At 38.5% G+C, this 15,321-nt stretch carries 10 protein-coding genes and 1 pseudogene; 6 read left to right on the top strand and 5 right to left on the bottom strand.

Features of this window, described 5'->3' with window-relative positions; translation table 11 throughout:
• Nucleotides 1–131 precede the first annotated feature (131 nt).
• From MTO68_RS03530 to MTO68_RS03515, 4 genes and pseudogenes are all read left to right on the top strand, one after another.
• Nucleotides 132–1,778, top strand: a pseudogene (locus MTO68_RS03530) (acyl-CoA synthetase).
• Between the two features lie 611 nt (nucleotides 1,779–2,389).
• On the top strand, nucleotides 2,390–2,908 hold the full coding sequence (locus tag MTO68_RS03525) for a hypothetical protein (RefSeq protein ID WP_244015045.1): 519 nt from the start codon (nucleotides 2,390–2,392) through the stop codon (nucleotides 2,906–2,908).
• Between the two features lie 470 nt (nucleotides 2,909–3,378).
• Complete coding sequence (locus MTO68_RS03520; RefSeq protein ID WP_034610112.1) at nucleotides 3,379–5,181, top strand: acyl-CoA dehydrogenase C-terminal domain-containing protein; 1,803 nt, start codon at nucleotides 3,379–3,381, stop codon at nucleotides 5,179–5,181.
• A gap of 192 nt (nucleotides 5,182–5,373) precedes the next feature.
• Complete coding sequence (locus MTO68_RS03515; protein ID WP_004723090.1) at nucleotides 5,374–7,155, top strand: acyl-CoA dehydrogenase C-terminal domain-containing protein; 1,782 nt, start codon at nucleotides 5,374–5,376, stop codon at nucleotides 7,153–7,155.
• 222 nt (nucleotides 7,156–7,377) lie between these two features.
• On the opposite strand, the gene MTO68_RS03510 is transcribed toward MTO68_RS03515, so the two are convergent.
• Nucleotides 7,378–8,004, bottom strand: a complete 627-nt coding sequence (locus MTO68_RS03510; protein WP_244015043.1) for an FMN-binding negative transcriptional regulator — start codon at nucleotides 8,002–8,004, stop codon at nucleotides 7,378–7,380.
• A 600-nt stretch (nucleotides 8,005–8,604) separates the two neighbouring features.
• On the opposite strand from MTO68_RS03510, the gene MTO68_RS03505 reads away from it, so the two are divergent.
• Nucleotides 8,605–9,099 carry a phosphate-starvation-inducible PsiE family protein gene (locus MTO68_RS03505; RefSeq protein ID WP_004723097.1) on the top strand — a complete coding sequence of 165 codons (495 nt, stop codon included), beginning with the start codon at nucleotides 8,605–8,607 and terminating at the stop codon, nucleotides 9,097–9,099.
• 153 nt (nucleotides 9,100–9,252) lie between these two features.
• On the opposite strand, the gene MTO68_RS03500 is transcribed toward MTO68_RS03505, so the two are convergent.
• The gene (locus MTO68_RS03500; protein WP_244015041.1) at nucleotides 9,253–9,750 is read right to left on the bottom strand and encodes an RcnB family protein; all 498 of its coding nucleotides are present in this window, start codon (nucleotides 9,748–9,750) and stop codon (nucleotides 9,253–9,255) included.
• 169 nt (nucleotides 9,751–9,919) lie between these two features.
• Between MTO68_RS03500 and MTO68_RS03495 the strand changes: the two genes are divergently transcribed.
• Complete coding sequence (locus MTO68_RS03495; protein ID WP_096733160.1) at nucleotides 9,920–10,369, top strand: hypothetical protein; 450 nt, start codon at nucleotides 9,920–9,922, stop codon at nucleotides 10,367–10,369.
• A 133-nt stretch (nucleotides 10,370–10,502) separates the two neighbouring features.
• On the opposite strand, the gene MTO68_RS03490 is transcribed toward MTO68_RS03495, so the two are convergent.
• The 3 genes from MTO68_RS03490 to MTO68_RS03480 all read right to left on the bottom strand — a co-directional run bounded on the left by MTO68_RS03490 (nucleotide 10,503) and on the right by MTO68_RS03480 (nucleotide 15,084).
• Entirely contained in the window at nucleotides 10,503–11,966 is a 1,464-nt protein-coding gene (locus MTO68_RS03490; RefSeq protein WP_239046444.1) for a phospholipase D family protein, read from the bottom strand.
• 83 nt (nucleotides 11,967–12,049) lie between these two features.
• Nucleotides 12,050–14,149 carry a zinc piracy TonB-dependent receptor ZnuD gene (gene znuD, locus MTO68_RS03485; protein WP_244015039.1) on the bottom strand — a complete coding sequence of 700 codons (2,100 nt, stop codon included), beginning with the start codon at nucleotides 14,147–14,149 and terminating at the stop codon, nucleotides 12,050–12,052.
• A 119-nt stretch (nucleotides 14,150–14,268) separates the two neighbouring features.
• Nucleotides 14,269–15,084 (bottom strand): O-antigen ligase family protein, encoded by an 816-nt coding sequence (locus MTO68_RS03480; RefSeq protein ID WP_244015037.1) that lies wholly within the window; start codon nucleotides 15,082–15,084, stop codon nucleotides 14,269–14,271.
• Between the last annotated feature and the right edge of the window lie 237 nt (nucleotides 15,085–15,321).

Here is a 15,321-nt window from a genome sequence, read left to right as displayed (position 1 = left end):
TTAAATAAGGGTAAAGATGTATAGTGATGAATATTTAAATTAGATACTCGACTAAAGCCTAAATGAATTCTGACAGGCTTATGCATATCTTTTAAACATGGAAATTAGAATAAATATAGATGGAGCTAAACATGGTTAGTGCATATGATCAATTACCGCGCACCCCAGCAAACTTTGTAGCATTATCACCTTTACGTTACCTAGAGCGTGCAGCCTACATTTACCCAAATCAAGATGCGATTGTACATGGTGCTCGTCATCTCTCTTGGCGCGACACTTATACCCGTTGTCGTCAATTTGCCCATCAATTATAAAATCTTGGGATTCAAAAAAACGATACCGTTTCTGTTCTTTTACCGAATATCCCTGCGATGGTCGAAGCGCACTTTGCAGTCCCTATGGCTGGTGCTGTTTTAAATACCCTGAATACCCGTTTAGATGCCAAAACCATTGCGTTTATGTTAGAGCATGCTGAAACCAAAGTTCTTTTGGTTGACCCTGAGTTTGCGGCTTTGGCTAAAGAAGCGGTAGCGCTTATTGCTCAACAGATCTATATCATTGATGTTGCAGATGAGGAATACGAAAACAATGATGCTACAGCACGTATTGGTCAAATTGAATATGAGGATTGGCTGAAAAGTGGTGATGCAGATTTTGAGTGGCATTTACCTCAGGATGAATGGGATGCGATTAGTCTAAATTATACCTCTGGCACTACGGGCAATCCGAAAGGTGTGGTTTATCACCATCGTGGTGCTTATATCAATGCAGCCAGTAATATCATTGCCTGTGGTATGACACCACGTTGTAAATATTTATGGACACTTCCACTATTCCATTGTAATGGTTGGTGTTTTGCTTGGACTGTTGCAGCCAACGGCGGTACCAATATCTGCTTACGTAAAATTGATCCTGAGTTGGTTTATCAACTCATTGATCAATACAAAGTTGACTATTTCTGTGGTGCACCGATTGTCTTGTCGATGTTGATCAACACTCCAAAAGAACAACAAATTAAATTTAAACATCATGTAGAAGTGATGGTGGCTGGTGCTGCACCACCTGCGGCAATTATTGAAGGAATGCATCATATTGGTATTCAAGTCAATCATGTCTATGGTCTCACTGAAACTTATGGCCCCTCTGCATTATGTGCATCTCAAGCAGGTTGGAGTGACCTGTCTATTCAAGAGCAAGCACAATTACATTCGCGCCAAGGTGTACCTTATCCATTACAAGATGGTATGCGTGTGTTGGATGCTGAAACGATGCAACCTGTGCCTAATGATGGCAAGACCATGGGAGAAATTATGTTCCGTGGCAACATTGTCATGAAAGGCTATTTAAAAAATACCAGAGCCACAGAAGAAGCCTTTAAAGGTGGCTGGTTTCATACGGGTGATTTAGCGGTTTGCCAGCCCGATGGTTATGCAAAAATTATGGACCGTTCAAAAGACATCATTATTTCAGGTGGTGAAAATATCTCATCTTTAGAGGTTGAAGAGGTTCTTTATACTCATCCTGCAATTATGACTGCGGCTGTGGTTGCGCAACCTGATCCGCGTTGGCAAGAAGTTCCTTGTGCCTTTATTGAACTTAAACACGGTGCTGAAACCACACCAGAAGAGGTGATTGAATTCTGCAAACAGCATTTGGCACGCTTTAAAGTCCCTAAAAATGTGGTGATTTGTGAAATTCCAAAAACATCGACAGGTAAATTGCAAAAATTTATCTTACGCGACTGGGCAAAAGAGCGCTCAGTGGGTGAGTTTCAGTGATTTTTATCTTTCATTATTCCCCTCCTAAATAGAAGTCACCTTTGGTTTGTTTAAGCAAAGTTGATTGTCTAAAGGAGAGGACACGAAAAATACTGATTAAATTCAAATATAAAGTCACTTTGATAAGCTCATGATTTTTTCTGACCCTAATTTATACGGTAAAATAGACTTCTTGCGTTATAGCTGATTACTTAACTTATTAGCACACTCTAAAGCCATACAAAATGGTATTTTACAGGGTGTTTTTGTGATAGAGCTTTTAGAAATTGGCTATAGTCAAAAATCAGCATTCAATACTTGCATACTTTTAAATATTGATGAAACATAGATGGTCTTTCTATCGTGAGGCGACATGGATGTCGCCATGTTGGGTGGGGGTACAGGACGTGCCCCTCACCCAACAGAAGATTTTTGTCATCTTTTCATCTCTGAAAAGTGAGGCATCGCCTACGCAAAGCGATTTAAACTTTAAATGTAAAGCGTGGCATTGCAAACTTGATCTTCACACACTTAATTTCTATGTAATGGTAAAATTTTCATAGTTAATAAAGCTTGACCACATTTAAAAATCGTCCCAAAGCTTATTTTCGCAAGAGTTCTAATACTTAGCAATGAATAGACTTCGTACAGAAATAGAACCCGATTTTGAAACAGCACAACAACTTTATCCAACTGTGCTCAAATTGATTGCCAACTACACCGACTATTGCGATAAGTTTGGTGATGAAAATTCGCTTGAATATCAAAAACTCAGTGAAAAGCTCACAGAAATTACCAGCAAAGACATCTCTCAATATGATCTTTGGGAGTGGTGGGAAGCCGAAGGCATCGAAAATTTAAGCTTTGATATTTGCTTACCTAAGCCAAAAATCATCCACAATATTTCAAAACAAGAACTTACTGAAATTGTCCAGCGGATTAAAAGCTCAGATTTTCATACTCAACATGCTAATGAATTCATCAATGCTTTTTACCTCCGCACCATTTTCTCTGGAGGCTATTTCTACAATTTTTTAAAACTCAATTTTAAAACATTTAAGCATCAATTGTTTCAACGCAATAAAGATCAAGCAGGACGATACTTTGAATATTCGATAGAAGACATTGTGGATCGACTTTGGGGCGAGTGATTGCCATAAAAATATCACCATTGAAAAGTATGCAGTGCGTTTATTGGTTTAAATCATTTAGAGTCATATTGCATTTAAACACTAAAAACATTCTCAATATCTGTAGTTTTAACCACACATCCAATCACGCCCCATCCAAGATCAAGTCTACACTTCAATCTGTTCACTACATTTTGAAAATATAAATGGCATTTCCGTCATATTTTGACTGACATTTTATTAGACACAAGTTTTTACGATTTTGACTATTTGTATCCTTATTTTTCAATGAAAAGTGTTTACACTCAATGCACTTACAGCTTTCAAGCCTTTTTTCTTTGACTTTACAGTCACAGAGAAATAACCATGAAATACTTGTACGTCACTATAAGATGTTGCACGATGTAGCGGAACAAATATGTGTCATAGAAGACACACGTCGTATTTATGAAGATTATAAATCTGGTTTAACCAGTATTGAGGAAACCGATATGCCACAATACAAAGCACCCTTACGTGATATGCACTTCGTTTTGCATGAATTATTAAATGCTGAAGAACATTACGCGAAACTCCCTGCATTCCAAGAAACCGTAAGCCGTGAATTGATTGATCAATATTTAGAAGCTGGCGCGGATTTCTGTGAAAATGAATTATCTCCACTTAACCAAATCGGTGACAGTGAAGGCTGTAAATGGAATGATGGTGTAGTCACTACACCTACAGGCTTTAAAGCAGCCTATGACAAATATGTAGAATTAGGCTTCCCTTCTCTTTCAGTTCCAGAAGAACATGGCGGTCAAGGTTTACCTGGTTCTTTAGCAACAGCTATTTCTGAAATGGTGGGTGCAGCAAACTGGGCGTGGGGTATGTACCCTGGTCTTTCACATGGTGCGGTTCGTACAATCGAGCATCATGGTTCTGCTGAGCAAAAAGCAACATATTTACCTAAACTTGTTTCAGGTGAATGGACTGGTACTATGTGCCTAACAGAATCTCATGCAGGTTCTGACTTAGGGATTATCCGTTCTAAAGCTGAACCACAAGCAGATGGTAGCTATGCAATCTCTGGCGAGAAAATCTTTATCTCTGCTGGTGAACACGATATGGCGGAGAACATCGTTCACATCGTGTTGGCGCGTTTACCAGGTGCTCCTAAAGGCACTAAAGGGATCTCGTTATTCATCGTACCTAAGTTCAACGTAAATGCAGATGGCTCTATTGCAGACCGTAATGCAGTTCGTTGTGGTTCAATCGAACACAAAATGGGTATCCATGGTAACGCAACTTGTGTGATCAATTTTGATAACGCAAAAGGTTTCTTGATTGGGCCTGAAAACCGTGGTTTACATGCAATGTTTACCTTCATGAACACTGCACGTATTGGTACTGCTGTTCAAGGTTTAACAGCATCTGAATCTTCTTTCCAAGGTGCACTTGCATATGCGAAAGATCGTTTGGCAATGCGTTCACTTTCTGGTCCTAAAGCACCAGAGAAAGAAGCTGATCCAATCATTGTTCACCCAGCTGTACGTAACATGTTGATGACACAAAAAGCCTTTGCTGAAGGTGGTCGTGCATTGGTTTACTTCTTATCTCAATATGCAGATATCGTAGAGCAAGGTGTTACTGAAGAAGATCGTAAATTTGCCGACAATATCTTGTCATTATTAACACCGATTGCAAAAGCATTCTTAACTGAGACAGGTTCTGAATCAGCGAAGCATGGTGTACAAGTATTTGGTGGTCACGGCTTTATTTCTGAACACGGTATGGAGCAAATTGTACGTGATACGCGTATCTCTTGCTTATACGAAGGTACAACTGAAATCCAAGCGCTTGATTTGTTAGGACGTAAAGTATTGGGTACGCAAGGTGCAATGTTGAAAGACTTCACCAAGATCATCCATAAATTTGCAGAAGCAAACAAAGACAATGCTGACCTGAAAGAATTTGTTGAACCACTTGCTGCTCTTAACAAAGAGTGGGGTGATTTAACCATGCAAATCGGTATGAAAGCTATGCAAAATCCAGATGAAGTAGGCGCAGCTGCGGTTGACTACCTATACTTCTCTGGTTATGTAACGCTTGCATTCTTATGGGCTCGTATGGCGCTTGTTGCTCAACAAAAACTTGCGGAAGGCTCTACTGAAACTGGCTTCTATAACGCAAAAATTAAGACTGCTCGTTTCTACTTCAAGAAAATCTTACCACGCGTTCGTTCACATGTTGACGTGATCGCGGGTGGCTTAGATCCATTGATGTCACTAGATGCTGAAGACTTTGCATTCTAAGTAGAATGCCGAGCTAGGTATTTAGAAAACTGTACTCAAGAGTGCAGAAATAGAGAAAGGACGGTCATAGCTTTGGCAGTCCTTTTTCTTTATAAATAGAGCGTTATTTACTTAGACCATCTAACAACATACATGCTTGTTGGTTAAACTGATCTAAGTCTACAGATTCAAACAATAAACAGGTGAACGAACATGCCAATTTATAATGCGCCACTTGCAGATATGAAATTCATTCTGAATGACGTTTTCAATGCAGAGCAATTCTGGCAAGCCAATGAAAAGCTTGCACATGTTGATGCAGCAACGGCTGAAGCAATTTTAGAAGAAATGGCTAAATTTGCACAAAATGTTACGCTTCCTTTAAACCGCACAGGTGATGAAGAAGGCGCTCATTATGAAAATGGCAAAGTCACGACACCTGCTGGTTTTAAAGAAGCATTCCAACAATACGCTGAAGGCGGTTGGATTGGCCTAGGTGCTGAAGAGGAATGGGGCGGTCAGGCAATGCCAAAAATGCTGACTGTACTTGCAGATGAAATGTTATTTGCTACCAATCCATCATTCATGCTCTACCCGCTTCTCTCTGTTGGTGCTGGTATGGCGTTAAACAGCTATGCATCTCAAGAACAGAAAGAAACCTATTTACCTAAAATCTATTCAGGTGAATGGTCTGGTACGATGTGTTTAACTGAACCTCATGCAGGTACAGATTTAGGGATCATCAAAACTAAAGCTGAACCTAATCAAGATGGTACGTATAACATTACTGGTACTAAAATCTTCATTACTGGTGGTGACCACGATCTTGCTGACAACATCATTCACCTTGTTTTAGCAAAAACACCTGATGCACCTGCGGGTTCACGTGGGATCTCACTCTTTATCGTGCCTAAATTCCTCGTCAATGCTGATGGCTCATTGGGCGAACGTAATACAGCAGGGCCTGGTTCAATTGAACACAAAATGGGGATCAAAGCGTCGGCAACATGTGTCATGAACTTTGATGCAGCCAAAGGTTTCCTTGTTGGTAAAGAAAATGAAGGGCTTGCAGCCATGTTCGTGATGATGAATTACGAACGTTTGTCGATGGGTATTCAAGGCCTAGGCGCTTCTGAATATGCATACCAAAATGCAGCACAGTATGCGACTGATCGCGTACAAGGCCGTAGTGCGACAGGTGTTAAATCTCCAAACAAACCTGCAGACAGCATCCTTGTACATGGTGATGTACGTCGTATGTTACTCAATGCACGTGCCAACAATGAAGCTTCTCGTGCATTTGCTGTTTACGTTGGTCAACAACTCGACATTACGAAATTTTCAACTGATCCTGAAGCTGTAGCGAAGGCGAATAATCGTGTTGCATTATTGACGCCAATTGCCAAAGCCTATTTAACAGACACAGCGTTTAATGCTGCAATCGATGCGCAAATGGTGTTTGGTGGTCATGGCTATATTCGTGAATGGGGTATGGAACAGTGTGTGCGTGACTTACGTATCGCACAAATCTATGAAGGCACCAACGGCGTTCAGTCACAAGATTTAATTGGTCGTAAAACAATTAAATGTAATGGTGAATTCATTGCTGAATATATTGAAGAAATCCGTGATTTTGCCAATGGTCTAGATACAGACTTAAACTTCATTAAAGATGCGACTTTAGATATTGCAACTGAAGTCGATATGATTACGCAGCATATTTTAGAACGTGCAAAAGAAAATGCTGATTTCGCAAATGCTGCGGCAGTAGAGTATCTGCATGTTGTTGGCTTATTAAGCTTCTCTTACATGTTTGCTCGTATTGCCAATGCTGCAAAAAATAAGCAAGGTCAATTCTACCAAGACAAACTTGCATTGACTCATTACTTCATTCAACGCCTCTTGCCTGATTTAAATGCACGTGTCGCTAAAATCAAAGCAGGTGCAGAAGTTATTATGAATTTCAGCGAAGATTATTTTACCAATCAGGCTTAATTTCATCATCAACTGAAAATAAGACATTAAAACGCCCGATGATTCGGGCGTTTTTTATTTGCAACTGATGTTATTTTTAAGACGTCTGCTGATCTATATCTCTTGGACGTCATAAAGCAGCTATGTTTGCTTTTCTATGCATCTTAAAATCAAGGATGGTGCAATTATATCGTGCGGCTATAAAAGTTGATCACAATATAAATCAAGTAGCATCGTAGAGTATTACCTTGGATAAAACTTCCGAATCGATTCAGCCATCTCTGGAGATTGGTTTTGTAAAGCATTTGCCGCACTTGCGGCATCCAAAGCGCTGCGATTTTGACTGACTTTAAATTTCCCTACGATTGAATCTATTTCGATTTCAATCGCCACAATTTTTTCTAATTGCTCTTCGATATAATCATTGGGCGCATCTCCCATTTTCCAAGGTAGCGCCTGTGGTGCTTCATGTTGTCGAGTTAATCGCGCCAAAATACCCCGCAAATATTTTTCATCATCTATTTTTCGAATTGTTCCCTTCACATGCACAACACGATAGTTCCATGTCGGTACTTCCCGATGATGCTCAAATTTTCCTGGATACCAATTCGGTGAAATATAACTTTGTTCAGCATGGAAAATCACATAAGCCGATTGAATCTGTTCTAACACATTCAATAAAGGATTGGCTTTGGCGATATGCCCACGTAACAATCCAGACTTGCCAGCTGAACGATCCAATTCAAAAGGAATATGATTCGCTTCAATTTCACCATCATAGATAACCATCAAACTTCCCAATGGATTCTTTTCAATTAAATCGAAAAGTTCAGGGAGATTCTCTTGTTTAAAATGAGTAGGAAGATACATGTTTTATTTCCTAATACTCTTTCGAGCCATCTGGGCTGGTTTTAAAGATTTCAGGTAATTCAGCATTTTCAGTAAAAGCTTCACCTTTGAAAATATTAACCACTTCAATGTTGCCTATAATTTGCTGATTAAACTCGTCTAATCGCTCAGCGGGAATCCATAACTCCTGACAAAAGTCATCACAAACCGTATGTATTTCAAACTGAGCCAGATACTCATCACTCAGTTCAAAACGAGTGACATAGCCAATATAACCACTTGCTTGATCTTTGGTATTCCAATCTAAAGCAATTTTTTCAGCATATTTCTGATTTAAAACAGGATAGAAAATAGGTTGCTAATACAATCTTGGTGGGAAATTTTTAAAGCCACTCTTTTCAATCAATTGATATTCAAAAAGCCCAATTGGTCGGTACAAATACATTGTTATTCCTTTAATTGTATTGAAAATAATCTATCTATAGCCTAATCAAAGGAAATGATCAATTTCTTAATTAAATCGTTGTGATTTATTCACTATAAACATTTCACTTTTGTTTTCATGTGCATGAAATTTGCATAGTGTTTAATCGTAAATAACACAGGCAAATGGAGGATGTTATGAATAAAGATCCACGTATAGAAAAAATAGAAAACCTCCTCGATAAATTGGGCAATATTGCAGTAGAAGCATTTCATTATATTGCGCTGTTTATCATTGGCTGTATGATCGCTTGGTCAGCGGTACATACAATTATTGAAATCTTAACCGTAAAACAATATGCCAGTATTGACGATATTTTATTGTTATTCATCTATTTGGAATTAGGCGCGATGGTGGGGATCTATTTTAAGACCAACCACATGCCTGTACGTTTCTTAATTTATATCGCAATCACCGCACTCACGCGGTTACTAATTTCAGATATACAGCATGACCATAAAGCAGATATGGATTTAGTGATTATTACGGGATCGGTTTTAATTTTAGCCATTGCAATTTTGATCGTGAGATATGCATCTTGGACATATCCTTCCGTCATTCGCGATAAGCATACTGAAAAATCATTGCCCCATGGCAAAACACCACGGCCAGAAGATGATGAACTGGCCTAGTCTCTTGTCTTGATTCATACGCTTGCCCTTCTCCCTAAGCAAAATCAAAGTAATACTATATTAAAGTGTAAGACAAAGTGGAGAAGGGACTTTTTTAATGTGTTGAAAATTTGATGCATTACTATTGCTCATGATGACATTTTTAAATCACGTTCAGCGATCATTGGGTACTTGTAAATAACGGCCATTCTGGAAAATCCAATGCATACCAACCTGCGGATCAGGTAAACCATAACGGCGCCAATCATTGATCAATGTGTATTGCGAACTTTCTATATGACCGCCCTCCCCATTTACATAACCATAACTGCTACCTGAATACTCCGTCCGGGTTGGAAACTGGTGATTATAAATAATCGTCACACCATTTTGTGGTGGGTAACTTGGGTGTGGGCCATTGGGATGCGGGTAGGGCCTATTCGGATAACTTGGGTACGTTGGATAGGGATGCTGGTATTGAGGTCGAACAGGAATCTCCTGTGACATTTGGCGGCCATATTGATCTGTATATTTATAGGTCGTTGTTGGATATTTCTTTTGAGGGCGCTCAACACTGCGATAGTTCGCCCAATCTTTAGCGTCTGCCCATGTCATTGTTGAAGTTGCTGAAAGCATCAACATCAAGACACTTAAACTGAGTCTCTGTTTCATTTCAACCTCCAAACTTGAACGTATACACAACAGCTTAATATATCATTCAAGATAAATAATGGATGAATTACAGTCAAAATTTAATCTTCTTTATTGTTTATACATCAACTTGGGTAAATTCTGACATCAATCTGATAAAATATAATTTTAATCTGATGAGTGCTGTATTGTGGCTGAACTGAGCTTTGACCGTTTACATCAATTTTTTTGCAAAATCCCAAGTGTGCAAGAGGCATTTATTGATAGCTATGGTTCAGATGGCAAACAAGCATGGTGGTTTAAATTTCAAATCAATATTGACCACCCTTTAGCATGGCAAACTGTACAAGAACTTGGTCACGTTCTAAATTATATTTCTAAAAATGAACGCCTTCCGACTCAGTTTTTACCCGTTTCTCCTCCTCCGTATATGAATGGTGAAGCGAAACAATTTTTAGCTTGGGTGATTCAATGTAACCATGCAGATTTTTCGCCCGATGTGGTGTGTGACTGGTTAGAGGCACGTTTACCAAAACCCGTAGATGATGAAAGCAAATGGAAAATCAAAACTGATTTACATGAGTTAGATCATATTTCAAATAAAGATTTGGATGAGTTAGTTCCACCAAATCCGCAGTAATTTAATCTACATAAATTTCAAAAACTTAGAATTATGCAGTAAGAAGCTCAAATATCGACTTGAGCTTCTTACTCACTTATATTTTTAATTTATTTTGCAAATACAGTACTTCTGCTTTCAAACAATTGAAATACTAAAACGTCGACAAACCACTCCATTCCATAAAACGGTAAACCCCGTATTTAAGTTTTGATTCATCAGCGTACTTACTGTAATCCACACTCATTTGACGCCCATTTAAGTTTGACCAAGCCGTATTAAAATACTGTTCAGCATCGATAAAGACTTGTTGTTGTGGATTGCCAACCACGCGTAAATCAGTTTCCAAATTATAATTTTTTAAATTACGTGCGGTAAAGTTGGCAGAACCTAAAATCATTTCCGCAGATTGCGCATTATGCTTTACGATCATCTTACTATGGCACTGCTCACCTTGGGTATTACACCAACGCACATCAATTCCTGCGTCATTTAACTCTGAAGCCACTTGACGGTTTGGAATACCATTTTTTTGACGACCAAATGCATCTTTATTCGGATCAAGCAAGATACGTAATTTCACTCCACGTTGCTTGGCAGCAACTAAACCTTGAACAATTCGGCGCTCTGACAAATAGAACATGGCTAAATCAATTTGATCATTGGCTTTTGCTGACGCCAACATGTTTAAGACCGCATCATAAATTGCTTTTTCAGTGAGTACTTGAACCTGAGGATCATTTGGATTTTCAGGTAGTTTGCCAAATGCAACAAAAGGCGTATCACCTCCCGACATATGCGCGACAGTTTGTTCGGTATTTAAAATATCTGTCGCAGTTGCACCATCAACCATTAATGCGATATTGGAGTGGCGTGAGCTACCATCATGAGGATTGGCAGATGTGACGATGGTTTTCCAACCTTCCGCTGTATCGACCACAATGGTTTTACGATGATTGGCTTTAAAATTAAATAAATTTAAATAACTGCGGACTGTAATTTTTTCTTTACCAAATGGATTATTCAGCCAGCCTTTATTTGGGTTATTGCCAATATCCTGACAGCATAAATACCATATTCCAGACCAAGTAGGATTAGATGCGCGGAGTGGTGTTAAATTCGTTTCAATCACGTCAATACCGCCTAAACGTAATTGACGATATTGTTCAGGCTGAATTCCACCATAAACAGAATTGATTGGATCGGTAATAAACTTAATTTCTAAGCTTGGGTTTACAATTTTTTCATTAATCAAGGCTTGGGTTAATTGCTTGGTTAATTCTCGTTGCTGAACTTTAGAATCGCCGACTTCACTGTTAAATAGAAACATATCAATCACAATGGTGGTCTTGGCTTGCTTAATCAGCTGTAACACCTGATCAAAGATATGTTGATCAAGTTGCTGCTTCCCTTGCGCATCAATATAGGTTTCATCGGCAATAAATTTTACATTGGCGTGACGCAATGGTCCGGTAAAATTCAGCCCTTTAGGAAGCGGTTTATAAACATGATAAATCGCAGATGAGAGATATCCTAAGGCCAATATGCCGATAATAATGCCGAAATAGCGACGTTTTGACCAATTCAGTTTGTTTTGAATTTTATTGAAGATACGCATAAGAAAAGACCTAGACCAATATACTCAGCCTAGGTCGAATTCCTTTATTTTTCAATAACGATTTGGTGAATGATTGCAAATAATTAGAACTTATAGTCCATACCTATGACAAAGTTACGTCCAATTTGTGGAATATTCGATAAGAAAGAAGTGTGTTCATAAATCTTCTCGTCCAACAGGTTGTTGGCTTTAAAGAATACTTTCGCTTCTTGTTTGTTGGCCAAAGGATATTGATAAGCAACGCCTAGGTTCACCATGTTATAACCTTTGGTTTCTTGTTCATAAGACGCAAATTTATCTTGATTAAACACATGTGAATATTCTGCTGAACCAGACCAATGCTCATCAAACTCAGCATTTACACGAGCGCCTAAACGACCAGCAGGAACACGCGGTGCATTCTCATCTTCAATTTTCCCACGTACATAGTCACCAAACAGACTGGTTTTATACACATCATTCCACTGATAAGCGACTTCACCTTCTGTACCATAGAACTTAGCTTTATCTTGACTATATTTGATCAAACGGAAGTTTTCGTATTGATCCAAAGTTTTGGCATAAATGTAGTTATCAAACCAATTTTGATAGACATGTACATGATAGCTCAACTTGTCATTGTCATAATGAAGACCTAATTCCACATTATTTGACTTCTCTTTATTTAAGTCTTGATTGCCCAATTCATAGGTGTTGGTCGCATAATGCTTTCCATCAGCATAAAGTTCTTGTGCTAAAGGCAATCGTTCTTGATGAGAACCCGTTAAAGAGAGCGTGTAATTTGGTGCAAATGCCCAATTCACAGCACCAGAATATGAGAATGCATTGCCATCAAAGTCTTTTTGATCTGAGTCGACATCCACTGTTTGATGATCAAAACGAGTCCCTAATTCCACATGAAAATCACCAAATTGGCGATGCTCTAAGCCAAATACACTATATTTTTGGGTTTTATTTGGTGCAAGAACCGCTTCTTCACCTGTGATATCTAATTTTTGCTGGCTGGCTTGAACACCCCACACCCCTTCCCAAGCAGCAATCGGATTGTGTAACAACTCAACACGACCTTCATAACCTTTGCTCTTGAAGGTTGTCATTGCTGTACTTCCTTCAATTTCATCATGTTGATAGTCGGTATAACTTGCTTGTGCACGAAGTTTTTTAAAGCCAGCAAAAGGCTCATTGAGCTCAGAACGGAAATCATAACGTTCTGTTTTCATATCAATCCATGGCCCAGCTTCAGCGTGATCATGGTCTTCTTCACCATGATCATGGTCATGGCCCGCATGGTCGTCATCATCGTGCCCACCACAATGAAGTGATAAGCCATGTAAATGGCATGACTCATATTCATGGCTATGCCCAGGTAAACCGTATTGATCTTGGCGATTGCTATAAGACACACCCGCAAAACCACGTTCACCGATCCAAGATAAGCCGACATTTACATTTTCAGACTCTGAAAATGTATTGCCAACTCGACGCTCTTTCGTACTATGTGCATGATCACCATGCTCTTCTGTTACGATATAGTTCGGGGTAATGTAATCATTGGCATCGCGTTTTAAGCCTTCTACACGTAATGCAACATTTGAACCTAAACCAACAGTCACCCCAGCATGTGCCATTTTTTCGTCGTTGCCTGTGTTATAACGCAGACCAACATTGCCTTCATAACCATTTTCAGGCATCGCTGTCGGAATCTTACTGTCAACCACATTGACTAAACCACCCACAGACCCAGCCCCATATAATAATGTTGATGGTCCACGAATGACTTCAATTTTTTGTGCCAGCTGCGGATCTACAGTGACGGCATGATCGGGTGATAAGCTTGAAACATCCATTGTCTCTGTTGCATTCTGAGTCACTTTAACCCGTGCACCCTCTTGCCCACGAATTACAGGGCGACTAGAACCCGCCCCAAAGGTATTGGAATAGACTCCTAATTCATCTTTGAGTGCTTCACCTAAAGTCGTGCCCGCCTGTTGTAATTTTTCACGTGAAACAGTTTCATCTGCAACGCCAAAATCTTGACTTGAACGGACTAAGGGATGTCCAACAACGGTAATGGTTTCTAATTGTTGTGGATTTTTTTCAGTATTGGTTTGATCTTCAGCCCAAATAGAAGTTGAAATAACTGCAGAAATGGAAAGTGTTAGGGCACTTTTGGTAAAGGACATGCGATTGCTCTCAAAGCTCAATATTTTTGAATTATGTTATATTATAACATTTCAATATTTTTGCAATAAAAAAAGGAAATCAAAATTGATTTCCTTTGCATTTAAAATTAAATTTATTTTTATTTCATAAGCTTATTGATCAAAATAAAGCTCATAAGGGAAGCAGTCACCCAATAGAACACATAGGTCGTATTTTGAAAAAATAAATAATATTCCGTAAGACCGCTACACATATAATAGATTACGAACACTGTACCAGTGATTGCTAAGTTTTGAATTAGCAATTTTTTAGCAAAGATATGCTTTATAAAAAAAACCAAAGCAGTCAAAAATGTCATCAATAAACCAATAAATCCAATCAAACCATTTGCTGCTAATTCATGGAAGTAGATGCTATGCATGTGCTGAAAACAATGTGGTAAATCGCCTCGTTTATATAAACGGCAATTATCAGCTTCTATTTCATACATCCCGATTCCTGTGATAGGTGAGGTTTTAAACATTTCCACTGAATTATTCCAAAGGAATAACCTAATTCCCGAACTATTTTGATAATTATTATTACGAATATTAAGTGAATCAGATTGAAAGTTTTCAACTCTTTTTAGCAGTGGTGAGTTTGGTATAGCCATATTTATGCCAATAAAACAAACAACCAAACCCAGCATCAAAATGATTTTTTTTAATTGAGTTTTAGTATAGAAAAGAACCAAAAAGCCCAATACAAATAGCAACCCCAGCCATGCTCCTCTAGTGCCATGAAGGATTAACAGAAACATACAGAGTAAGCTGGTCACCAAATATAAATAAGATTGTTTACCTTTTAAATAAAATGAATAACATAGCAAAAGTATTGTGAGCGAAATAAAGCCGATATCATAACTAATCACTGGATTAAAGAAAATACTAAACAGGCCGCGATCAAACTGTAACATCACCCCCCAATACAATAAGTAAGGGGTCAACAAAAACAATATAAAAAACAATATTCGATAAAAACACTCGGCATTAAAATTACTTTTATAATAAATTGTCGGTAAAAAAATGAATGGAATAAACCAAATATACTGGTTAATAATATGCTTATACGTACTAAATAGATTATGCGGAACTGAATCAAGTCGAAAAAGTGACTGATTTAATACAGTAGTACTAATAAAACCAATACAACA

The organism is Acinetobacter sp. NyZ410 (assembly GCF_022828975.1).
In the GTDB taxonomy this organism is placed as follows: domain Bacteria; phylum Pseudomonadota; class Gammaproteobacteria; order Pseudomonadales; family Moraxellaceae; genus Acinetobacter; species Acinetobacter guillouiae.
This window is presented reverse-complemented; position numbering and strand designations above follow the sequence as displayed.

What these genes read in the sequence shown, in the direction of transcription:
- MTO68_RS03525 (WP_244015045.1), top strand. Translation starts at nt 2,390, where the DNA reads ATGAATAGACTTCGTACAGAAATAGAACCCGATTTTGAAACAGCACAA.
- MTO68_RS03520 (WP_034610112.1), top strand. Translation starts at nt 3,379, where the DNA reads ATGCCACAATACAAAGCACCCTTACGTGATATGCACTTCGTTTTGCAT.
- MTO68_RS03515 (WP_004723090.1), top strand. Translation starts at nt 5,374, where the DNA reads ATGCCAATTTATAATGCGCCACTTGCAGATATGAAATTCATTCTGAAT.
- MTO68_RS03510 (WP_244015043.1), bottom strand. Translation starts at nt 8,004, where the DNA reads ATGTATCTTCCTACTCATTTTAAACAAGAGAATCTCCCTGAACTTTTC.
- MTO68_RS03505 (WP_004723097.1), top strand. Translation starts at nt 8,605, where the DNA reads ATGAATAAAGATCCACGTATAGAAAAAATAGAAAACCTCCTCGATAAA.
- MTO68_RS03500 (WP_244015041.1), bottom strand. Translation starts at nt 9,750, where the DNA reads ATGAAACAGAGACTCAGTTTAAGTGTCTTGATGTTGATGCTTTCAGCA.
- MTO68_RS03490 (WP_239046444.1), bottom strand. Translation starts at nt 11,966, where the DNA reads ATGCGTATCTTCAATAAAATTCAAAACAAACTGAATTGGTCAAAACGT.
- znuD (WP_244015039.1), bottom strand. Translation starts at nt 14,149, where the DNA reads ATGTCCTTTACCAAAAGTGCCCTAACACTTTCCATTTCTGCAGTTATT.
- MTO68_RS03480 (WP_244015037.1), bottom strand. Translation starts at nt 15,084, where the DNA reads ATGTTACAGTTTGATCGCGGCCTGTTTAGTATTTTCTTTAATCCAGTG.